This is a genomic window from Lysobacter sp. F60174L2 (assembly GCF_052547135.1).
In genome coordinates this window covers 36992-58389 of sequence record NZ_JBQWRA010000001.1, presented here as the reverse complement: position 1 = coordinate 58389, position 21398 = coordinate 36992, and the positions used below count along the sequence as shown (strand labels likewise).

Here is a 21398-nt window from a genome sequence, read left to right as displayed (position 1 = left end):
CATGAACGCACAGGCAAGTGCAGCGCCCGCCATCGCCGGCATGGCCGAGGTCGGCCTGCTCGACCAGATCGTCGAGCAGAGCAAGGTCGCCAAGTCCGCCAGCGAGCACCAGCGTGCCAAGGACATCATTTCCGAACTCGCCCGCGAAGTGCTGCAGGGCACCGTGGTGATCTCGGAGAACCTCAACCTGACCCTCGACGCGCGCGTCGCCGAGCTCGACCGGATGATCTCCGAACAGCTCACCGCGGTGATGCACGCGCCGCAGTTCCAGCAGCTGGAAAGCACCTGGCGCGGGCTGCACTACCTGTGCGGCCAGACCTCGACCGGCGCCCAGCTCAAGATCAAGGTGCTCAACGCGTCGAAGAAGGACGTGGTGAAGGACTTCAAGTCGGCGATCGACTTCGACCAGAGCGCGCTGTTCAAGAAGGTCTACGAGGAAGAGTTCGGCACCTTCGGCGGCTCGCCGTTCGGCGCGCTGCTGGGCGACTACAACATCGGTCGCCAGCCCGAGGACATGTACTTCATCGAGCAGATGTCGCATGTCGCCGCCGCCGCCCACGCGCCCTTCATCTCGGCCGCCAGCGAGGACATGTTCGGCCTCGAGAGCTTCACCGAGATGGGCAAGCCGCGCGACCTGGCCAAGGTGTTCGACACGGTCGAGTACGCCAAGTGGAAGTCTTTCCGCGATTCGGAGGACAGCCGCTACGTCGGCCTGACCCTGCCGCGCTTCCTCGGCCGGCTGCCGTACAACCCGAAGGACGGCACCACCGTCGAGGGCTTCAACTACGTCGAGGACGTCGACGGCAACGACCACTCCAGCTACCTGTGGTGCAACACCGCCTACGCGTTCGGCGTGCGCCTGACCAAGGCGTTCGAGGACTTCGGCTGGTGCGCGGCGATCCGCGGCGTCGAGGGCGGCGGCCTGGTCGAGGAACTGCCGACCCACACCTTCCGCACCGACGACGGCGAGGTCGCGCTGAAGTGCCCGACCGAGGTCGCGATCACCGACCGTCGCGAGAAGGAACTGTCGGACCTGGGCTTCATCCCGCTGGTCCACTGCAAGAACACCGACTACGCCGCGTTCTTCGGCGCGCAGTCGGCGCAGAAGGCCAAGAAGTACAACACCGACGCGGCCAACGCCAATGCGTCGCTGTCGGCCCAGCTGCAATACATTTTTGCCGTCTCGCGCGTCGCCCATTACCTCAAGGCGATGATGCGGGAGAAGATCGGCAGCTTCGCCTCGGCAGGGAACGTCGAGGATTTCCTCAACCGGTGGATTGCCCAGTACGTGTTGTTGGACGACAACGCGACGCAGGAAGCGAAGGCGCAATTTCCGCTGCGAGAGGCTTCGATCCAGGTGTCGGAAGTCCCCGGCAAGCCTGGCGTGTACCGGGCGGTCTCGTTCCTGCGACCGCATTTCCAGCTCGACGAGCTGTCGGTTTCGTTGCGACTTGTGGCCGAGCTTCCGGCCAGCTCCAAGTAGCGACGGGTTGTGGTGGCATGGCCGGGGCGACCCGGCCCTGATCTACGGGGCACAGATCCCGGCACGTGGTGAGCAGTTCGCGACACGGCTGTAAACCGCGCCGTGGCGGGCAACGTCCGCCCACGGCATCAATCTCACGGAAGAACGGAACAAAGGAAACCAGACCATGCAACACGCATTTCTCAGCATCGACACCATCAAGGGTGAGTCCAAGGACGCCGAGCACAAGGATTGGATCGAGATCGAATCCTTCAACCAGGACGTCCTGCAGCCGCGTTCGGCGACCGCTTCGAGCGCTGGTGGCACCACCGCCGCCCGCGTCGAAATGACCCCGATCGAGCTCAACAAGCGCATCGACCTGGCGTCGACCGCGCTGTTCCAGGCTTGCGCCAACGGCACCACCTTCCCGAAGGCCCGCATCGAGTTCATGCGCGCAGACAAGGACGGCAAGGCGATCAACTACTACACGATCGAACTGCTGAACGTGCTGGTCCACCGTGTCTCGACCGCCCTGGGCCATGACGGCATGCCGTCGGAACAGGTCGCGCTGAGCTTCGGCGCCATCAAGTGGTCCTACACCCAGCAGAAGCAGGGTGGCGGCGTCGGCGGCAAGACCGTCGCGCAGTGGAGCAACACCAACAACAAGCCGACCTACACGGTCTCTTGATGTGTTGATGCGGTGGCGGCTTCGGCTGCCACCGCATTGCCAATGGAAATCGGCTCGGAGTAACTGCATGGAAGCCGCTACCGGCCAGAGAAGGCGACGAATTCGCGCGACGAGGCACGAAGAAGGGTTCTGGACCGTCCATCACAGGCTGACTCCCGCCTCCCGGAGCGACGTGGTGGAAATCGTTCTGGGCGACTGTCCCGAGCGCTGCAAGACCGCGGTCTACGAGCTGACGACCAGCGCAGGTATCTATCGGGTGTCCCGGGAATCGTTCGAGTACATCCTGCAGACCGAGCGCTACATGGCGCATCCATACGTTCCCGGCGGTAACACCGAAAGCGGGATCACGATTGGTTACGGGTACGACCTTGGGCATCAAAGCGCCTGGCAGGTCCGCCAGGATCTACGCGGCCTGCTGGACGAGCAGGAACTGCAGGCGTTGCTGCAGGTTGTCGGCCTGCAGGGAGAACAAGCCAAGGCGGCCGTTGCCGAAATGACCCAGGTGGAGTTGGGGTCGGACGAGGCGATGGAGTTGGCAAGGCGCATGAAAGCCCGTTACGCGCAACGTGTAGTGGATATCTATCCGCAGGCGGTCGATTTGCATCCCCACTGTGAGGGAGCATTGTTGTCGCTGGTAATCAATCGGGGCGCGTCGTTGAGCAGCAGGGATTCACGCCAGGAAATGCGGGAAATTCAAGCCGATCTGGCCTCCGGTCACCCCGAGCGTGTTCCGGGCCGGTTGCGTTCGATGAAGCGTCTGTGGGAAGGCAAGGGACTGACTGGCTTGTTGCTTCGGCGGGACAGGGAAGCCGAGTTCTTTGAGCGGGGGGTGAGATGCGACTGCTGGGAATAATCGCGGTCTTCGTTCTCACGGGATGCGCATTTGCCGGTGAAACCACGGACCTAGCAACAGACTGCACCAGCCCGGATCAGCAGGAGTTGATGGCCTGCATCAGCGCCCGTGCTGATTCGGCGGAGGACCGGTTGCGGCAGGCCTACGCGAAGGCCGAATCCAGCATCGACACGGGGCACCGCCAAGACCTGGGCAGCAGTCAGGGCCACTGGCGGAAATTCCGCGACAGCTACTGCCAGTCGGTGTACGACGAGATCAGTCCTGGCCGGGAGGCGCCGATCGAGCGGCAGGCCTGTCGTGAACAGCTCGCCCTCGATCGCATCGCCGAACTTTATTTCGTTTCGGTTGGCCCGTCGGGAGAATTCCCGAGGATCCTGAGAGCACTGGAAGGCGCCGGTTACGAACGGGATGAACTCGTAGCCCGGCTCGACGCCATGTATGCCGATGAAGAGACCTGGGTTCAATACGTAAGCGTGCATTGCGAGCTGCTGGGACGCGTTGCTGCAGCGGATGAGCAGTTGTGCCGTGCCCGTATGAATTTCGAACGCAGTTACTGACCGCCGCTGTATTGGACTGACCCATGAAAGGATTCGAGCCCAGCCTGCTGGAAAAGCTGTTCGACGACGAACCGCGTGCGACCGCCGCCAGCGGCATCTTCAAGTCGATCTCGCTCGACCAGTACAAGGAATCGGTCGCCCGCGACCTCGAAGGCCTGCTCAACAGCCGCGCCGCGTTCACCGAGGACGCGCTCAAGGCCTACCCCAACTGCCAGAAGTCGCTGATGACCTACGGCCTGCGCGACTTCTCCAGCAAGAGCCTGGCCAACGGTCACGACCGCGCGGCGATCTGCCGCTCGCTGGAACAGGCGATCGCGCGCCACGAGTCGCGCCTGCACAATGTCCGGGTCAGCCTGGAAAGCAACGGCCGGGCCATCGGCGGCCTGCATTTCTCGATCCATGGCCTGCTCGACGTGCAGCCGGCGCGCGAGCCGATCAGCTTCGACGCGATGCTGCAACCGAGCACCCTGCAGTACTCGGTCAGCCGCCTGCGCCGCGCCGCGGTCGCTGCATAGCAGCGGATGACGAAGGCCTGAGATGGAAGACCTGCTGCCCTATTACGAGCGCGAACTGGCGTTCCTGCGCCGCTACGGCAAGGAGTTCGGCGAGCGCTACCCGAAGATCGCCGGGCGCCTGCTGCTGTCGGCCGACGGCAGCCAGGACCCGCACGTCGAACGGTTGATCGAGTCGTTCGCGCTGCTGAGCGCGCGCACCAACAAGAAGATCGAGGACGACTACCCGGAATTCACCGAGGCGCTGCTGGAGGTGATGTACCCGCATTACCTGCGGCCGTTCCCGTCGTGCTCGATCGCCCGTTTCGACATGGGCCCGGCGCTGGCCCAGCTCAGCGCGCCGGTGACCATCGAGCGCGACACTCTGCTGCACTCGCGCAGCGTGCGCGGGGTCAGTTGCCGCTTCCGCAGTGCATTCGATGTCACCCTGGCGCCGGTCAAGGTGAGCGATGCGCGCTATCGCGGCATTGCCGAGGCGCCGCTGGCAACCAGCCTGCCGTCCGGCAGCGGTGGCCAGGTGTCGCTGTCGTTCGAGTTGATCGGCGAGCAGCAGAACCTCGCCGCGCTCGGCCTCGACCGGTTACGCCTGTTCACCGACGGCGAGCCGTCGTTCTGCGCGGCGTTGCGCGACACCCTCGGCTTCGGCGTGCGCGCCGCTTACCTGGAGCCGGCCGGTAGCGGGCGCTGGATTGCGCTGGACAGGTCGCCGCTGCAGCAGGTCGGGTTCGCCGACGACGAAGCGCTGATCGACTTTCCCGAGCGCTCGCACCCGGCCTACCGGTTGCTGACCGAGCTGTTCGCGTTTCCGGAGAAGTTCGGCTTCTTCGACCTCGACCTCAAGGCCCTGCGCGGCCACGCCGGCGCCAGCTTCACCGTGCACCTGGTGCTGCACGCGCAGCCGGCCGACCATCCGACCGCGCGCACCCTGGAAACGCTCGGTTGCGACAACATCCAGCTCGGCTGCACCCCGGTGGTCAACCTGTTCGCCCAGCACGGCGAGCCGATCCGGGTCAGCCACCGCAGCACCAGCTACCCCGTGGTCGCCGATGCGCGCCGCGCGTTCGCCTACGAGGTGGTCTCGATCGACTCGGTCAAGCGCGTGCGGCAGACCCCGCAGGGCGAGAAGATCACCGAGTTCCGGCCGTTCTACTCGCTGCACCACGGCGAGACCCCGGACGCCACCGGCCACTACTGGCTGGCCCACCGCGATGAACGGGTCGCCCGCAGCAGCCCCGGCTTCGAGACCGAATTGTCGTTCGTCGACCTCGACTTCAACCCGGTGCAGCCGCAGACCGACGTGGTCAGCCTGGAGCTGACCTGCAGCAACCGCGACCTGCCCAGCCACCTCGCCTACGGCGTGCAGGGCGGCGACCTGACGATGGAAGGCGGGGGCGTCGCGCGCTCGATCGCGCTGCTGCGCAAGCCGAGCAAACCGCTGCGCTTCGAACGCGGCCGCGGCGCGCAGTGGCGGCTGATCTCGCACCTGGCGCTGAACCACCTGTCGCTGACCCAGAGCGGCCTGCCGGCGCTGAAGGAGATGCTGCGGCTGTACGACATCGCGCGCTCGTCGGTGTCCGGCCGGCAGATCGAGGGCATCGTCGCGCTCGAGCACCGCCCGACCAGCGCATGGCTGCCGGGCAAGCACTTCGCCAGCGTGGTCCGCGGCATCGAGATCCGCCTGACCGTCGACGAGGCCGCGTTCGTCGGCCACGGCATCGCCGCGTTCGCGCGCGTGCTCGACCACTTCTTCGGCCTGTACGTGCACGCCAACAGCTTCACCCAACTGACCCTGCTGTCGTCCGAGCACGGCGAGGAACTGATCCGATGCGAACCGCGCAGCGGCGAATCGATCCTGGTGTAGCGCAGCAGCTGCTCGCCAGGCCGCATCGCTTCGAGTTCTTCCAGGCGCTGCGGATCCTCGAGCGGCTGTTCGTGCGGCAGGGGGTCAAGCCGGCCGACGTGGTCCCGCAGCGGCTGCGCTTCGGCAACTCGATGTCGCTGGGCTTCCCGGCCAGCGAAATCGAATCGGCGCAGGCGCGTTCCAGCGACGGCACCGTGCTCGATCGCGACAGCGCCGTCGAGCATGCGGTGACGATGGAGGACCTCGGCGAGATCCGGCTGACCCCGGCCTTCATGGGCCTGCTCGGCAGCCACGGCGTGCTGCCGCTGCACTACACCGAGACCCTCGCCAGCCGCGAGGTCTACCAGCGCGACCGCACCGCGCGCGCCTTCCTCGACATCTTCGCCAACCGCGCGGTGGCGCTGCATTACGCCGCGTGGAAGAAGCACCGCCTCGCCCTGCAGTACGAACTCGACAGCAACGAGCGCTTCATGCCGCTGGTGCTGTCGCTGTCCGGGCTCGGCATGAAGAGCCTGCGCGGGCGGATGCACGACGGCGACGGCGACGTGTTCGACCAGGCGGTCGCGCACTACGCCGGCGCGATCCGGCAGCATCCGGTGTCGGCACGGATGCTGCAGCAGATCCTGTCGGACTACTTCGCGGTGCCGCTGCGGGTCGAGCAGTTCGTCGGCGCTTGGTACGACGTGCCCGACAGCCAGCGCACCCGGCTGGGCATGGGCAACGCCGCGCTTGGCAGCACCGCCCTGGCCGGCGACCGCGTCTGGCAGCGCGACCTGCGCATGCGCCTGTGGGTCGGCCCGCTGGACCGCGAACAGTTCGACGACTTCCTGCCCGGCGGCCGCGCCGCCAAGGGCCTGGCCAAATGGCTGACCCTGCTGACCGGCTCGTGCCTGGAGTACGAGGTCTGCCTGAGCCTGAAGCCCGAGCACGTGCGCGGCGTCGGCCTCAGCAAGGACGGCGGCGCGCGGCTCGGCTTCGACAGCTTCGTCTGTTCGCGGCCGCCGACCGAGCCGCGCTCGGACACCCGCTACGGCATCCACACACTGCAATAGATCCTCTTTCAGCAACGCATGGAACGCACCGCATGAGCATCAACCTCAAGACCCTGATCGGAAAACTCAACGACCCCTGCCGCCAGGGCGCCGAGCGCGCCGCCAACCTGTGCCTGGCGCGCGGCAACTACGAGGTCGACCTGGAGCACCTGTTCCTGGCGTTGCTCGAGAACCCGCGCGGCGACGTCGCCCTGATCGCCCAGCGCAGCGGTATTGGTATCGACAGCCTGCGCAAGGACCTGGAAACCGAGATCGGCCGCTTCAAGGCCGGCAACACCCGCACCCCGGTGTTTTCGCCGCACCTGCCGACGCTGTTCGAACACGCCTGGCTGCTGGCCTCGCTGGATGCGCAGACCACCCGCATCCGCAGCGGCCACCTGCTGCTGGCGCTGCTGACCGAACCGGGGCTGGTGCAGCTGGCGTATCGCGGCTCGGCGCAGTTCGTGAAGATCAAGCGCGACGAGCTCAAGCACAACTTCGCCAGGCTGACCGAAGGTTCCAGCGAGGGCGGCGACGTGCGCTTCGCCGATGCCGATGTGCCGGTCGATGGCGGGGACGCCGCGACCGTGGCCGAGCCGGGCCTGTCGAAAACCCCGGCGCTCGACCAGTACACCACCAACCTGACCCAACGCGCCCGCGACGGCCAACTCGACCCGGTGGTCGGCCGCGACCCGGAAGTGCGGCAGATCGTCGACATCCTGCTGCGCCGCCGCCAGAACAACCCGATCCTCACCGGCGAGGCGGGCGTCGGCAAGACCGCCGTGGTCGAGGGCCTGGCCCTGCGCATCACTGCCGGCGACGTGCCCGAGGTGCTGCGCGCGGTCGAGCTGCACACCCTCGACATGGGCTTGCTGCAGGCCGGGGCCAGCGTCAAGGGCGAGTTCGAGAATCGCCTCAAGGGCGTGATCGACGAGGTCAAGAAGAGCCCGCATCCCATCGTGCTGTTCATCGACGAGGCCCACACCATGATCGGCGCTGGCGGCCAGGCCGGCCAGAACGACGCCGCCAACCTGCTCAAGCCGGCCCTCGCGCGCGGCGAGTTGCGTACGATCGCCGCGACCACCTGGGCCGAGTACAAGAAGTATTTCGAGAAGGACGCCGCGCTGGCGCGGCGCTTCCAGGTGGTCAAGGTCGAGGAGCCGTCCGAGGTGCTGTGCGCGGCGATGCTTCGCGGCATGGTGCCGCTGATGGAGAAGCACTTCGGCATCCGGGTGATGGACGAGGCGATCACCGAGGCCGTGCGGCTGTCGCACCGCTACATCTCCGGCCGCCAGCTGCCCGACAAGGCGGTCAGCGTGCTCGACACCGCCTGCGCGAAAGTGGCGCTCGGCCAGAGCGCGACCCCAGCGATCATCGAGGACACCCGCAAGCACCTCGACCGCCTCGACGCCGAGCTCGCCGCGCTCAAGCGCGAAACCGCCGGCGGCCACGACCACGACGAGCGCCTCGCCGAACTGCTCGCGCAACAGAACCAGGCGCGCCAGGTGCTGGCCGACAACGAGAAGCGGCTCAAGACCGAAACCGCGATCGCGCAGAAGATCCAGACCCTGCGCGCCGAACTCGAAGCCACGGCGACCGACCCCGAAGCCGGCGAACAGACTCCCTCTCCCGCCCCAGCGGGAGAGGGCAAGCCCGAAGCCGACGACAGCGACACCGCCATCGCCACCAAACCGAAGGCCAGCAAGTCCAAGTCGAAGAAGACGAGCAAAACCCTCAGCCCCAAACTCGCCGAACTCGACCTCCTGCTCGCCGAACTGCGCGCTCTGCAAGGCGAAACTCCGATGGTCCCGCTGCAGGTCGACGGCGGCGTCGTCGCCGAGATCGTCAGCGCCTGGACCGGGGTGCCGCTGGGCCGCATGGTCAAGGACGAGATCCGCACCGTGCGCAACCTCGCGCCGCTGCTGGCCGAGCGCGTGATCGGCCAGGACCACGCGCTCGACGCGATCGCCCAGCGCGTGCGCACCGCGAGCGCCAAACTCGAGGACCCCAACAAGCCGCGCGGCGTCTTCATGTTCGTCGGCCCCTCCGGTGTCGGCAAGACCGAAACCGCGCTGGCTTTGGCCGACATCCTCTATGGCGGCGAGCGCAAGCTCATCACCATCAACATGAGCGAGTATCAAGAAGCGCACAGCGTGTCCGGCCTCAAGGGCTCGCCGCCGGGCTACGTTGGCTACGGTGAGGGCGGGGTGCTGACCGAAGCGGTGCGGCGCAATCCGTACAGCGTGGTACTGCTGGACGAGGTCGAGAAGGCCCACCCGGACGTGCTGGAGATGTTCTTCCAGGTGTTCGACAAGGGCCAGATGGACGACGCCGAAGGCCGCGAGATCGACTTCCGCAACACCCTCATCATCCTCACCAGCAACATTGGCTCCAGCCAGATCATGCAGGCCTGCCTCAACAAGCCGGCCGGGGAGGTCCCGGCGGCCGACGCCCTGGCCGAGGCCCTGCGACCGGTGCTGATGAAATCGTTCAAGCCGGCCTTCCTCGGCCGCATGAAGGTGGTCCCGTACTACCCGATCAACGACGACGTGCTGGCCAGCATCATCGCCCTCAAGCTCGGCCGCATCCGCGACCGCGTCGAAGCCAACCACAAGGCCGTGTTCGAGTGGGACGACAGCCTGGTCGAGGCGGTGCTTGCACGTTGCACCGAGGTCGATTCCGGCGCGCGCAACGTCGACCACATCCTCAACGGCACCCTGCTGCCGGAAATCGCCGAGTCGGTGCTGGCGAAGATGGCCGAGGGCGAGCGGGTCGGGAGGATCAAGGTCGGCGCCGGGAAGAAGGGCGACTTCAAGTACAAGGTCGGCTGACCGTGCGTTGAGCGAACGCCGGGGCGACAATGCACGATCCCAGTCGCCGCCGGCCCACCGATGACGCCCACGCAGCTCCCCGATTACCCGTTCACCCCGCGCCACTTCACCGTCCGCCCCGGCATCGCGATGAGCTACCTCGACGAGGGCCCGCGCGATGGCGAGGTTGTGGTGATGCTGCACGGCAATCCGTCGTGGAGCTTCTACTGGCGGCACCTGGTACTGGGCCTGCGCGACCGCTACCGCTGCATCGTGCCCGACCACGTCGGCATGGGGCTGTCGGACAAGCCCGACGACGCGGCCGGTGCCTCGCCGCGCTACGACTACACCCTGCAGTCGCGGGTCGATGACCTGGAGGCGCTGCTTGACGATCTCGGCATCACCGGGCCGGTCACGCTGGCGGTGCACGACTGGGGCGGGATGATCGGGTTCGGCTGGGCGTTGCGGCACACGGCGAGGGTGCGCAGGCTGGTGGTGCTCAACACCGCTGCGTTTCCGTTGCCCACGGCCAAGCCGATGCCGTGGCGGTTGTCGCTGGGGCGCGATTCCAGGCTGGGCGGCTGGCTGATCCGGCGCTTCAACCTGTTCGCGCGCGGGGCGGCGTGGTTCGGCACGGAGCGGTCGCTGCCGGCGGACGTGCGCCGTGGCTACATCGCGCCGTACAACGGCTGGGCCAACGCGATCAGCACGCTGCGCTTCATGCAGGACATCCCGCTGGCCGAGGGCGACGCGGCGTGGCCGTTGCTGGTCGAGGCGGGCCGGCGCTTGCCGGAATATGCGGACCGGCCGGTGTTCATCGGCTGGGGTTTGCGCGACTTCGTGTTCGACAGGCACTTCCTCGACGGCTTCCGCGCGGCGCTGCCGGGCGCGCAGGTGCAGGCGTTCGAGGACGCGGGGCACTACGTGCTGGAAGACAGGCACGAGGTGCTGGTTCCGGCGATCCGGGGGTTCCTGGATTCGAATCCGGCGGGGTGACGGCGGGCTGGATCCTGTAGGAGCGACGTGAGTCGCGATCTGGAACCGGCACGGGCGCCCAGCTCTCTGATCGCGACTCACGTCGCTCCTACGGGAGGTGGGGGATCCGGGGCAGGGTCGGGATTCATCCGGTGCGCGGCGGGGCGCTCGCCCGGCCCGGGACCAACGGCGACAATGGTCGGCATGACCGAGTCCTGCAACATCGCCGCGGCGCTGCCGCGACTGGCCGCCGAGCACCCCGACCGGATCGCGATCCGCTGCCCCGGCCGGCGCGGCGCCGATGGCCTCGCGCGTTACGACCTCGCCCTGACCCACGCGCAATTGGACGCGCGCAGTGACGCGATCGCCGCCGGACTGGCGCGGCATGGCGTGGTCCGTGGCAGCCGCGCGGTGGTGATGGTGCGGCCGACGCCGGAGTTCTTCCTGCTGATGTTCGCGCTGTTCAAGGCCGGCGCGGTGCCGGTGCTGGTCGATCCCGGCATCGACCGCCGCGCGCTGCGGCAATGCCTCGACGAAGCGCAGCCGCAGGCCTTCATCGGCATCCCGCTGGCGCACCTGGCGCGGCGGTTGCTGGGTTGGGCGCGGTCCGCGCGGATCCACGTCACCACCGGCCGTTACGCATGGCCGGGCGAGGTGACGCTGGCGCGGGCCGAGCGCGATGGCGAAGGTTCCGGCCCGCAACTGGCCGCGACCGCGCCCGACGACGTCGCCGCGATCCTGTTCACCAGCGGCTCGACCGGCGTGCCGAAGGGCGTGGTCTATCGCCACCGGCATTTTGTCGCACAGGTGGCGATGCTGGGCGAGGCGTTCGGGATCACGTCGTCCGCAAGCGGGACCGGCGGGGTCAACCTGCCGACGTTCCCGCCGTTCGCGCTGTTCGATCCGGCGCTCGGGGTGACCTCGGTGATCCCCGACATGGACCCGACCCGGCCGGCCAGCGCCGACCCGCGCAAGCTGCACGACGCGATTGCGCGGTTCGGGGTCGACCAGCTGTTCGGCTCGCCGGCGTTGATGGCGGTGCTGGCGCGGTGCGGCCAGCCGTTGCCGACGATCAGGCGGGTGATGTCGGCTGGCGCGCCGGTGCCGGCCGAGGTGGTCGCGACGCTGCGCGGACTGCTGCCCGACGACGCGCAGTTCTGGACCCCGTACGGCGCGACCGAATGCCTGCCGGTCGCGCTGATCGAAGGCCGCGAACTGCAGGCCACGCGCGAAGCGACCGAACGCGGCGCCGGCACCTGCGTCGGTCGCCCGGTCGCGCCGAACGTGGTGCGGATCATCCGGATCGACGACGCGGCGATCGAGCGGTGGTCCGACGACCTGTGCGTCGCCGATGGCGAGGTTGGCGAGATCACCGTCGCCGGCCCGACCGCGACCGACGGCTATTTCAACCGCGATGCGCAGACGCGGCTGGCGAAGATCGAGGAGCTTGCCCTCACCCCAACCCTCTCCCGCGAGCGGGAGAGGGAGAGGGAGCAAAAGCAGGGGTACGAGCAAGGGCAAGGGCAGGGGCAGGGCGCTGCCGTTGTTCCCCCTCTCCCGCTTGCGGGAGAGGGCCGGGGTGAGGGCCCGAGCGCAGGGGGCCACGCCACCCGGACAGTCCACCGCATGGGCGACCTCGGCTATTTCGACGCCGAAGGCCGGCTGTGGTTCTGCGGGCGCAAGTCGCACCGGGTCGAGAGTGCCGCTGGGCTGCTGTACACCGAGCAGGTCGAACCGGTGTTCAACGTCCACCCGCAGGTACGGCGTACCGCGCTGGTCGGGGTCGGCGAACGTGGCATGCAGATCCCAGTGCTGTGCGTGGAGCTGGCCGAAGGCGTGGCCACGCGCGAATGGCCGCGGATCGAAAGCGAGCTGCGCGCGATAGCCGGGCAGCACCCGCGCACCGCCGGCATCGTGCGGTTCCTGCGACACAAACGCTTCCCGGTCGACATCCGCCACAACGCCAAGATCGGCCGCGAAAAGCTGGCCGCATGGGCCGCGAAACAGCTCGGGTCATTGTAGGAGCGACGTAAGTCGCGATTGCACGGCGATCCCGGCTATCAGTGAAATCGCGACTTACGTCGCTCCTACACGCACGCGCGCTCCATCAGGATGCGCGACGTACCCGCAGCACCCCGCCCACCCCCACCTACAATGCCCGCATGAAAATCCTCGTAACCGGCGGCGGCGGCTTCCTCGGCCAGGCCCTGTGCCACGGCCTGCGCGAACGCGGGCACGAAGTGGCCAGCTTCAACCGCGGCCACTACCCCGAACTCGACAGGCTCGGCGTCGTCCAGTTACGCGGCGACCTCGCCGACCGCGACGCCGTCATCCATGCCGCCACCGGTTGTGACGCCATCTTCCACAACGCCGCCAAGGCCGGTGCATGGGGTTCATACGACGACTACCACCGCGCCAATGTGCTCGGCACCCGCCACGTGCTCGACGCCTGCCGCGCGCACGGCATCGGCAGACTGGTCTACACCTCGACCCCCAGCGTGACCCACCGCGCCACCCATCCGGTCGAAGGCCTCGGCGCCGAACAGGTGCCCTACGGAGAAGGCTTCAAGGCGCACTATGCGACCACCAAGACCATCGCCGAGAAGGAAGTGCTCGCGGCCAACGACGCGACCCTCGCCACCGTCGCCCTGCGCCCGCGCCTGATCTGGGGCGTCGGCGACAACCAGCTGCTGCCGCGGCTTGTCGAGCGCGCCCGCGCCGGCCGGCTGCGCCTGGTCGGTGACGGCGACAACCTCGTCGACACCACCTATATCGACAACGCCGCGCAGGCGCATTTCGATGCGTTCGACGCGCTGGCACCGGGCGCCGCCTGCGCCGGTCGTGCCTACTTCATCAGCAACGGCGAACCGCGGACGATGCGCGACACCCTCAACGGCCTGCTCGCCGCGGCGGGGGCACCGACGGTCGACAAAAGCCTGCCCTTCGGTGCCGCCTACGCCATCGGTGCCGTGTGCGAAGGGTTGTGGTCGGTACTGCCGCTGAAGGGCGAGCCGCCGCTGACGCGCTTCCTTGCCGAGCAGCTGGCGACCACGCACTGGTATGACATGGGGCCGGCGCGGCGGGATTTCGGGTATGTGCCGCGGGTGGGGTTTGATGAGGGGTTGGCGCGGCTGCGTGTGGCGTGGGGGGTGGGGGGGGCTTCGTCACAGTGGTGACGAGTGCGCGGTGATGCGGGTATTGGTGGCGCAGTCGCGTTCGCGACTTACGTCGCTCCTACAGGGAGGGCCAATCCGTCAGGCGACGTTTTTTGTTTTTCGTAGCACCGTGCCACGGCAATCGCGAGGCGGCGTCCCGGGCGGGTGTTGCGGAGAGCAGGCCATGGATGGCCTGCGGCCCCGACTCAGGGCAGGAAGCCCTGATGGAGGGGCGCAGCAACACCCGTCCGGGACGACGCTCCACCCGGAGCCGTCAAGCACTCGCATGCAGGCTCTTGCGCCCGCCCGGCTAGAATGCGCCGATGACCGACTCCCCCTCTTCACCGTCGCCGCTGGGCAGGCTCAAGCCCGTCGCCGGGCGCGCGCTGGAAATCGCGCTGAACCGCGCCCTGGCGCTCGACCCCGATACCCGCGACAGCCTGCGTGCGCTCGACGGCCGCCGCGTCGCGCTGCGGCTGGCCTCGCCGCCGCTGGAGTTGCAGGTGACAGTCAATGGCGAGCGCCTCGAAGTCGGACCCGTCGACGGCGAAGTCGAACCCGACCTGTCGGTGCGCAGCACGATCGGCGGACTGATCTCGCAACTACCGTTCCTTCGCAACGACGACGCCCCGCCGGTCGGCCAGCTGCGGATCGAAGGCGATGCCGACCTCGCGCGTCGCCTGCAGCGACTGGCCGAGCGCTTCGACCCCGACTGGCAGCAACCCTTCACCCGTGTGTTCGGCGACGTGGTTGGCGTGCAGGTCGCCAACGCGCTGGCCGCGGGCCTGCGCCACGCAAAGGTCGCCGCGAAGGAGTTCGCCGGCAACGCCGCCGAGTTTGTCACCGAGGAATCGCGCGACGTGGTGCCGCGCGACGAACTCAACGCCTTCTACGATGACGTCGACGCACTGCGCGACGACGTCGAGCGCGCCGCCGCCCGCATCGCCCGCCTGCGCACCCGAGCCGGTGGCGCCGCATGAAGTCCTTCTTCCGCGCCTGGCGGATCGGCCGAGTGCTGCTGCGCTACCGCCTCGACGACCTGCTCGACGGCACCCCGGCCGAACGCTGGCTCAAGCTCGCGCGCCCATTCGTGCCGCGCGCCTCCGCCGAGATTGCCGCGCAACCCCGCGGCGCCCGGCTGCGGCTGGCGCTGCAGGAACTCGGGCCGATCTTCGTCAAGTTCGGCCAGATCCTCTCGACCCGCCGCGACCTCGTCCCGCCCGACGTCGCCGAGGAACTGGCGTTGCTGCAGGACCGGGTCGCGCCGTTCGATGGCGATGCCGCCCGCGCGATCGTCGAGGCCGCGCTGGAGCGACCGGTGGCCGAGGCGTTCGCGACCTTCGACACCACCCCGCTGGCGTCGGCCTCGATCGCCCAGGTGCACGCCGCGACCCTGCCAGGCGTCGACGGTGCGTCCGGCCGCGAAGTCGTGGTCAAGGTCCTGCGCCCCGGCATCAAGCGCCAGATCGCCCAGGACATCGCCCTGCTCAACGCGATCGCCGGCGTGGTCGACCGCACCCATCCGAGCGCCGACAAGATCCGCCCGCGCGAGATCGTGATCGAGATCGAAAGCACCCTCGCCGCCGAACTCGACCTGCAGCGCGAGGGCGCCAACGCCAGCGTGCTGCGCCGGTTCTGGACCAAACCTGATGGGAGCAGCAGCGACGACCTCTACGTGCCCGAGGTAATCTGGAGCCACACCGCCGACCGCGCGCTGACGCTCGAACGCGTGCACGGCATCCCGTCCGACGACATCGCCGCGCTCGACGCCGCCGGCATCAACCGCCCCGCGCTCGCGGCCAAGGGCGTGCGGGTGTTCTACACCCAGGTGTTCCGCGACAACTTCTTCCACGCCGACGCCCACGCCGGCAACATCTGGGTCGACAGCGACCCCGCGCGCCGGCACAACCCGCGTTTCATCGCGCTGGATTTCGGGATCATGGGCCAGCTGTCGGACGAGGACCAGTACTACCTCGCCGAGAACTTCATGGCGATCTTCAACCGCGACTACCGCCGCATCGCCGAGCTGCACGTGCGCGCCGGCTGGATGCCGTCGCATATCCGCATCGACGAACTGGAAGCGGCGACGCGCGCGGTCTGCGAGCCGTATTTCACCCGTCCGCTCAGCGAGATCTCGCTGGCCGAGGTGCTGCTCAAGCTGTTCCGCACCGCACAGCGCTACGAACTGACCCTGCAGCCGCAGCTGATCCTGCTGCAGAAGACCCTGCTCAATATCGAAGGGGTGGGACGGCTGCTCGATCCGAAGCTCGACATCTGGGCGGTCGCGCGGCCGGTGCTGCAGAAGATCCTGGTGGAGCGTTACAGCCCGCAGCGCCTGCTCGGCGAGTTCAGGAAGCGCTTGCCGGAAATGGTGACTCACGCGCCCGAGATGCCGCGACTGCTGCACGCTTGGCTGACCCAGCAGGTCGAAGGCAAGCACGAGCTGAAGATGCAGTCGCGCGACCTCGCCGAGTTGAGCCGCAACCTGCGCGAGGCGCACAAGAGCACGGTCGCGGCGATCCTCGGCGTCGGCCTGCTGATCGTCGCCGCGGTGCTGCACGGGCTGGGTGCCGGCGGGCCGACGTTGTGGTCGGTGCCACTGTCGTCGTGGATCGCCGGGGTTGGCGGCCTGTGGGCGTTGCTGGCCGCCTGGCCGCGGCGCTAGCAACATGCCGCGTTTTTGTAGGAGCGACGTAAGTCGCGATTTCACTGGTACCCGGGATCGCCGTGCATTCGCGACTTACGTCGCTCCTACAACGAAGGGAAGCCGCTGCGGGTGGAAGGCACGATGATCGACCCCGCCCTGGCCCTCGACGTCCTCTACGCCGACGACCACCTCGCAATCGTCAACAAGCCGGCCGGCCTCATGGTCCACGACAGCGCCCTCGCGCGCGGCGAGAGCGATTTCGCCGCCGATCGCCTGCGCATGCAGTTCGGCAAGCCGATCTTTCTGGTCCACCGGCTTGACCGCGCCACCAGCGGCTGCCTGCTGCTGGCGTTCGATCGCGACACCGCCTCCGCCCTCGGCAAGGTCTTGATGTCGCGCGAGGTCGAGAAGGACTATTGGGCGATCTGCCGCGGCTGGCCGGAGGCCGATGCGTTCACGGTCGACCACGACCTCGACGGCGGCCCCGGCAAGCCGCTGAAGAAGCCGGCGGTGACGCATTTCCAGGTGCTCGCCCGCACCGAATGCGACTGGCCGTCGGCCGGGTTCGACACCTCGCGCTATGCCCTGCTCAACGCGCAGCCGCAGACCGGACGCTTCCGCCAGATCCGTCGGCACCTCAAGCACGTGTTCCACCATCTGATCGGCGACACCAGCCACGGCGATGGTCGGCACAACCGAAGCTTCCGCATGATCGGCGTGCACCGGATGCTGCTGCATGCGCGGCGGCTGGCGTTCGTTCATCCGCACAGCGCGGCGCGGGTCGAAGTGGCCGCGCCGGTCGACGTGGAGTTCGCCAAGGCGCTGGCGCTGTTCGACGCGGTGGACAGCAAGGTTGTGTAGGAGCGACGTAAGTCGCGATCTCACCGGTAACCGTCCGTCGATGTGCGGGGGGGACGCGGCAGGGCCGGATTGTGATGGCGGGAGTTCGCGCACAGCATGGGGGATGCGACAGCGGGGCGTTCGCGACTTACGTCGCTCCTACATCCTTCGGGGGATTCATTCGCGCGTTGCAGGTCCTGTATTCCCGGTGGCCTAGAATCCCGGGATGATCGAGGTCGGCGCCATACGCATCCCCGAGGCCGAGCTGGTCGAGCGCTTCGTGCGTTCGGCGGGGCCGGGTGGGCAGAACGTCAACAAGGTCGCCACGGCGGTCGAGTTGCGCTTCGACATCGCCAACTCGCCATCGCTGCCCGAACCGGTGCGCGACCGCCTGTTGGCCCGGCGCGACCGACGCGTCACCGGCGAGGGCGTGCTGGTGCTGTCGGCGCAGCGCTTCCGCACCCAGGATCGCAACCGCCAGGACGCCCGAGAACGCCTGGCGCACTTCGTCGAAGGCGGCCTGCACGCGCCGAAGAAGCGCGTCGCGACCCGGCCGACCCGCGGATCGAAGGAGCGCCGGCTGGCAGGCAAGCGCGAACGCAGTACGATCAAGCAGGGGCGCAGCAGACGCGACTGGGACTGACACCGACCGATGCATCCACCGAACGCCGACATCGTGCCGACGCTGCCGCCCAGCGTGCCGCGGGTGCCGCCCCACCGTTTCACCCGCTGGCTGGGTCGGACCGTCCTGCGACTCGGCGGCTGGCGGCTGGTCGGCGAGTTCCCGGACCTGCCGCGGGTGGTGCTGATCGGCGCGCCGCACTCCTCCAACTGGGACGGCGTGTGGGGCTTCGCGGCCAAGCTCGCGCTCGGCCTCGACATCAAGATCCTCGGCAAGCACCAGTTGTTCTGGGGGCCGCTGGGGCCGCTGATGCGTGGCCTCGGGATCATCGCGATCGACCGTAGCGCGGCGCGCGGAGTGGTCGAGCAGCTGGCCGCGCGGATCGATGCGGCCGACCGGTTCTGGCTCGGCATCGCCCCGGAGGGCACCCGCAAGCCGGTCGAACGCTGGAAGACCGGCTTCTGGAAGATCGCCCACGCCGCGCGGGTGCCGGTGCTGCCGGTGTATTTCCACTACCCGGACAAAGTGATCGGGATCGGCCCGGCCTTCACCACCAGCGATGACATGGAGGCCGACCTGGCCCGCCTGCGCGACTGGTACCGTCCGTGGCAGGGCAGGCACCACGGCACCTCCTGATCGCTGCGGTCGGCTGGAGTTGCCGGATTGGCACGGCATTTGCGTATGTTCTGTGACGGGTTTGGTGTTTTGCCGGCCCGGTCACGAGTGGCCAGCGCATGGCCACGGAGCCTGCGATGTCCGTCCCGGCCCACCAACCCGAGTTCGCAACCCCGGCGCCGCGCCCGGACGGGCGGGGCTGAGCGATGGCGATCGCGCCCTGGTTCGTCTGCGGCCCGGCGGCGCTGCTGGCGGCGCTCGGCCACCGGCGCGGCCCGGACCCGACCGTGCCGACCCCGGCCGAGGACTGGCGGACCGCGGTCGTCGACGTGGTCATCCCGGTCCGGCGCGACCAGCACACCATCATTCATTGCCTGACCTCGCTGCTGGGCCAGACCCGGCAGCCGCGGCGGGTGATGCTGGTCGACGACGGCGGTATCGCCCGCGACCATGCCATCCAGCTGGCCCGCGAGTTCGCCCGCGCCAACGGCATCCAGCTGCAGGTGGTCATGCGCACCTGGTCGGTCGGCAAGGCGGTGACGATCAAGCGGCAGGCGCGCGGGTTCGACGGCGACGTGCTGTTCGTGCTCGACGGCAACACCGTGCTGGCCTCGGCCGACTACATCGAGCGCTGCGTGCGCGAGCTGTACCAGGGCGTGGGCATCGCCAGCGCCTGCGGCACGGTCGAGCCGCTGCGGCCGGCGCAACGGCAGGCGATGTCGACCCGGCCGCCGTTCCAGCGCTGGCTCGGCGACGATGCCTGGCGCGACCCGCTGGCGGCCGGCGACCCGCTGCACCGCGCGTGGCGCTGGCTCGGCGATGGCTACCGCGCGCATGTCGCGCGCTTGCAGCAGGGTTTCCTCGACTGCGGCCTGATGTGCCAGTGCGGCGGCATCACCGCGCCGTCGGGCGAAGCGATCGCCTACCGGCGCCGTTACCTCAAGGACATGTTCGACCGCTACGAGCCGGTCCGTGGCGACGACCTGACCGCGGTCGAGGACCTCTTCATCGCCCGCGCGCTGGCGACCGAGGGCTACCGCAACATCCGTCTGGCCGACGTGGTGGCGCGGGTGCAGTACCCGGAGTGGCAACACCTGCCGCGCCAGGCCTGGCGCTGGACCACCGCGTTGCTGCAGAACGACATGTACTTCGACCCGCTGCTGCGCACGCCGCTGGTGGCGACCCGCCACCGCTTGCGGCAGTGGTGGCGCCGACGCCGCCGGCGTGGCCGGTCCACGGCAGCGACCGACCAGCGGCGCGTCCGGGAGGCCTATCGGCAGCCCTTCGGCGAGCGCGTCACCCTGCAGCAGGGCCGGCCGATCGGCACCGGCATGCTGCTGCTGGCGCTGGAGCGGATCGGCTATCCGGTGACGCTGGTGGTGCTGGCCCTGGCCGGCGCCTGGGGCGCGCTGGCGGCGATGGCCGGCGTCGAGGTGGCGCTGACGCTGGCGATCACCGTGCAACTGGCCGGGCCGGGCCATCGCCGGGCGGCGTTGCTGCAGGGCCTTGCGGCGACGCCGTTGCGCTATGCGCTGATCCTGCTGGATCCGCCGGCGATGCTGTGGTTCGCCGGCCGCCTGTGGCTGGCGCGCAAGCACCGCTGGTACGCGCAGCGGGAGAACGACGGCGACCGCCGTGCCGCGGCGCGGGCATTGCGACGCTGAGCGGCGTCGCGACCGGCGCGCTCAGCGTTCCGAGTGGCCGGTCGCGTCGTAGCCGGCGCGCACGAACAGGTCCGGCCGGATCAGCTCGGTGAACGCACGCGCCTGCGGGCTCAGGTACTTGCCCTTGCGCACCACCACGCCGTAGCTGCGTTCCGGGAACCACGCCGCCAACGAGCGCGACGCCAGCCGCGCGCGGTCGGCCCCGGTCAGGCAGATCGCGGTGACGATGCTGATGCCCAGCCCCATCGCCACGTACTGCTTGATCACCTCCCAGCCGCCGACTTCCAGCGCCACCGTGTACGGCACCCGGTTGCGCTGGAACACCAGGTCAACCATGCGGTAGGTGGTCAGTCGCTGCGGCGGCAGGATCAGCCCGTACGGCGACAGGTCGTGCAGGTCGAGGTCCTTCTTGCGGGCGAGCGGGTGGTCCGGTGGGGTGATCAGCATCGGCTCGAAGCGCGCGACCGGGGCGTAGTCGAGGTCGGCCGGGACATCGAGCATCGAGCCTACCGCCAGGTCCACCGCGTCCGAGCGCAGCAGCTCCAGCCCGCCGGCGCCGGTGACGTTGTGCAGGTTGAGCCGCACGTCCGGCTGGGCGGCGCGGAACGCGGCGACGATCTCCGGCAGCAGGTAGAGGATGGTCGAGCTGCCTGCGGCGACATGCAGCTCGCCGGCGTCGAGCCCGCGCAGTTGCTCGCGGAACGCGGTGTCGAGGCCTTCGAAGCCTTCCACCAGCGGGCGTGCGAGTTCGTACAGCGCCTCGCCCTCGCGGGTCATCACCAGCCGCCGGCCGCTGCGCTCCAGCAGCCGCGCCCCCATGTCGCGCTCCAGCGCCTGCAACTGCAGGGTCACCGCCGGCTGGCTCAGGAACAGCGCCTCGGCCGCGCGTGACACCGACCCCAGCCGCACCGTCTGGCAGAACGCCCGCAGTGGTTTGAGGCGATCGCCCTTGTACGCATATCGCATGCTTCCGGACATGCTCCGACCCTCGCAGGAGCGGCTCAAGCCGCGATCTTGGAATCAGATATAAGTGGAACAAATATAAAACATAGAAAAATCCAAATTGCCATATACAAGACGCCAGCGCATGTTCTGACTCCAGATCG

At 68.6% G+C, this 21398-nt stretch carries 18 protein-coding genes; 17 read left to right on the top strand and 1 reads right to left on the bottom strand.

Going from position 1 to position 21398, the window contains the following annotated elements:
* Position 1: 1 nt before the first annotated feature.
* The 17 genes from tssC (at position 2) to ACT9AS_RS00170 (ending at position 20292) form a co-directional block, all read left to right on the top strand.
* Entirely contained in the window at positions 2–1483 is a 1482-nt protein-coding gene (gene tssC / locus ACT9AS_RS00250) for a type VI secretion system contractile sheath large subunit (protein ID WP_445098114.1), read from the top strand.
* A gap of 166 nt (positions 1484–1649) precedes the next feature.
* A complete protein-coding gene (locus ACT9AS_RS00245; protein ID WP_445098113.1) occupies positions 1650–2150 on the top strand; it encodes a type VI secretion system tube protein TssD in 501 nt (166 codons plus the stop codon).
* A 175-nt stretch (positions 2151–2325) separates the two neighbouring features.
* Positions 2326–3003 carry a pesticin C-terminus-like muramidase gene (locus ACT9AS_RS00240; RefSeq protein ID WP_445098112.1) on the top strand — a complete coding sequence of 226 codons (678 nt, stop codon included), beginning with the start codon at positions 2326–2328 and terminating at the stop codon, positions 3001–3003.
* A complete protein-coding gene (locus tag ACT9AS_RS00235; protein ID WP_445098111.1) occupies positions 2985–3560 on the top strand; it encodes a lysozyme inhibitor LprI family protein in 576 nt (191 codons plus the stop codon). The genes ACT9AS_RS00240 and ACT9AS_RS00235 overlap by 19 nt, the downstream gene beginning before the upstream one ends.
* Before the next feature lie 23 nt (positions 3561–3583).
* Positions 3584–4075: a type VI secretion system baseplate subunit TssE gene (tssE, locus tag ACT9AS_RS00230; RefSeq protein WP_445098110.1), complete on the top strand. Its 492-nt coding sequence runs from the start codon at positions 3584–3586 to the stop codon at positions 4073–4075.
* A gap of 22 nt (positions 4076–4097) precedes the next feature.
* Complete coding sequence (gene tssF, locus ACT9AS_RS00225; protein ID WP_445098109.1) at positions 4098–5933, top strand: type VI secretion system baseplate subunit TssF; 1836 nt, start codon at positions 4098–4100, stop codon at positions 5931–5933.
* Positions 5897–6985, top strand: a complete 1089-nt coding sequence (tssG, locus tag ACT9AS_RS00220; RefSeq protein ID WP_445098108.1) for a type VI secretion system baseplate subunit TssG — start codon at positions 5897–5899, stop codon at positions 6983–6985. The genes tssF and tssG overlap by 37 nt, the downstream gene beginning before the upstream one ends.
* 32 nt (positions 6986–7017) lie before the next feature.
* On the top strand, positions 7018–9795 hold the full coding sequence (gene tssH, locus ACT9AS_RS00215) for a type VI secretion system ATPase TssH (RefSeq protein ID WP_445098107.1): 2778 nt from the start codon (positions 7018–7020) through the stop codon (positions 9793–9795).
* A gap of 60 nt (positions 9796–9855) precedes the next feature.
* Positions 9856–10770, top strand: coding sequence for an alpha/beta fold hydrolase (locus tag ACT9AS_RS00210; protein ID WP_445098106.1), 915 nt, complete (start codon positions 9856–9858; stop codon positions 10768–10770).
* 183 nt (positions 10771–10953) lie between these two features.
* Positions 10954–12771, top strand: a complete 1818-nt coding sequence (locus ACT9AS_RS00205; protein ID WP_445098105.1) for a fatty acid CoA ligase family protein — start codon at positions 10954–10956, stop codon at positions 12769–12771.
* Between the two features lie 140 nt (positions 12772–12911).
* Positions 12912–13925 carry a 2-alkyl-3-oxoalkanoate reductase gene (gene oleD / locus ACT9AS_RS00200; RefSeq protein ID WP_445098104.1) on the top strand — a complete coding sequence of 338 codons (1014 nt, stop codon included), beginning with the start codon at positions 12912–12914 and terminating at the stop codon, positions 13923–13925.
* 302 nt (positions 13926–14227) lie between these two features.
* Positions 14228–14884, top strand: a complete 657-nt coding sequence (locus ACT9AS_RS00195; RefSeq protein ID WP_445098103.1) for an SCP2 sterol-binding domain-containing protein — start codon at positions 14228–14230, stop codon at positions 14882–14884.
* Entirely contained in the window at positions 14881–16569 is a 1689-nt protein-coding gene (gene ubiB, locus ACT9AS_RS00190) for a ubiquinone biosynthesis regulatory protein kinase UbiB (protein WP_445098102.1), read from the top strand. The genes ACT9AS_RS00195 and ubiB overlap by 4 nt, the downstream gene beginning before the upstream one ends.
* A 123-nt stretch (positions 16570–16692) precedes the next feature.
* Positions 16693–17412: a pseudouridine synthase gene (locus tag ACT9AS_RS00185; RefSeq protein WP_445098101.1), complete on the top strand. Its 720-nt coding sequence runs from the start codon at positions 16693–16695 to the stop codon at positions 17410–17412.
* Positions 17413–17617: 205 nt separating this feature from the next.
* Entirely contained in the window at positions 17618–18034 is a 417-nt protein-coding gene (gene arfB / locus ACT9AS_RS00180; protein ID WP_445098100.1) for an alternative ribosome rescue aminoacyl-tRNA hydrolase ArfB, read from the top strand.
* A gap of 9 nt (positions 18035–18043) precedes the next feature.
* A complete protein-coding gene (locus ACT9AS_RS00175; protein ID WP_445098099.1) occupies positions 18044–18649 on the top strand; it encodes a 1-acyl-sn-glycerol-3-phosphate acyltransferase in 606 nt (201 codons plus the stop codon).
* A 185-nt stretch (positions 18650–18834) separates the two neighbouring features.
* On the top strand, positions 18835–20292 hold the full coding sequence (locus ACT9AS_RS00170; RefSeq protein WP_445098098.1) for a glycosyltransferase: 1458 nt from the start codon (positions 18835–18837) through the stop codon (positions 20290–20292).
* 21 nt (positions 20293–20313) lie between these two features.
* Here ACT9AS_RS00170 and ACT9AS_RS00165 read toward each other — a convergent pair whose 3' ends face one another.
* Positions 20314–21270 carry a LysR substrate-binding domain-containing protein gene (locus ACT9AS_RS00165; RefSeq protein WP_445098097.1) on the bottom strand — a complete coding sequence of 319 codons (957 nt, stop codon included), beginning with the start codon at positions 21268–21270 and terminating at the stop codon, positions 20314–20316.
* Between the last annotated feature and the right edge of the window lie 128 nt (positions 21271–21398).

Excerpts from the sequence above, each read along its gene's own strand:
- tssC (WP_445098114.1), top strand. The coding sequence starts at position 2 with ATGAACGCACAGGCAAGTGCAGCGCCCGCCATCGCCGGCATGGCCGAG.
- ACT9AS_RS00245 (WP_445098113.1), top strand. The coding sequence starts at position 1,650 with ATGCAACACGCATTTCTCAGCATCGACACCATCAAGGGTGAGTCCAAG.
- ACT9AS_RS00235 (WP_445098111.1), top strand. The coding sequence starts at position 2,985 with ATGCGACTGCTGGGAATAATCGCGGTCTTCGTTCTCACGGGATGCGCA.
- tssE (WP_445098110.1), top strand. The coding sequence starts at position 3,584 with ATGAAAGGATTCGAGCCCAGCCTGCTGGAAAAGCTGTTCGACGACGAA.
- tssF (WP_445098109.1), top strand. The coding sequence starts at position 4,098 with ATGGAAGACCTGCTGCCCTATTACGAGCGCGAACTGGCGTTCCTGCGC.
- tssG (WP_445098108.1), top strand. The coding sequence starts at position 5,897 with ATGCGAACCGCGCAGCGGCGAATCGATCCTGGTGTAGCGCAGCAGCTG.
- tssH (WP_445098107.1), top strand. The coding sequence starts at position 7,018 with ATGAGCATCAACCTCAAGACCCTGATCGGAAAACTCAACGACCCCTGC.
- ACT9AS_RS00210 (WP_445098106.1), top strand. The coding sequence starts at position 9,856 with ATGACGCCCACGCAGCTCCCCGATTACCCGTTCACCCCGCGCCACTTC.
- ACT9AS_RS00205 (WP_445098105.1), top strand. The coding sequence starts at position 10,954 with ATGACCGAGTCCTGCAACATCGCCGCGGCGCTGCCGCGACTGGCCGCC.
- oleD (WP_445098104.1), top strand. The coding sequence starts at position 12,912 with ATGAAAATCCTCGTAACCGGCGGCGGCGGCTTCCTCGGCCAGGCCCTG.
- ACT9AS_RS00195 (WP_445098103.1), top strand. The coding sequence starts at position 14,228 with ATGACCGACTCCCCCTCTTCACCGTCGCCGCTGGGCAGGCTCAAGCCC.
- ubiB (WP_445098102.1), top strand. The coding sequence starts at position 14,881 with ATGAAGTCCTTCTTCCGCGCCTGGCGGATCGGCCGAGTGCTGCTGCGC.
- ACT9AS_RS00185 (WP_445098101.1), top strand. The coding sequence starts at position 16,693 with ATGATCGACCCCGCCCTGGCCCTCGACGTCCTCTACGCCGACGACCAC.
- arfB (WP_445098100.1), top strand. The coding sequence starts at position 17,618 with ATGATCGAGGTCGGCGCCATACGCATCCCCGAGGCCGAGCTGGTCGAG.
- ACT9AS_RS00175 (WP_445098099.1), top strand. The coding sequence starts at position 18,044 with ATGCATCCACCGAACGCCGACATCGTGCCGACGCTGCCGCCCAGCGTG.
- ACT9AS_RS00170 (WP_445098098.1), top strand. The coding sequence starts at position 18,835 with ATGGCGATCGCGCCCTGGTTCGTCTGCGGCCCGGCGGCGCTGCTGGCG.
- ACT9AS_RS00165 (WP_445098097.1), bottom strand. The coding sequence starts at position 21,270 with ATGTCCGGAAGCATGCGATATGCGTACAAGGGCGATCGCCTCAAACCA.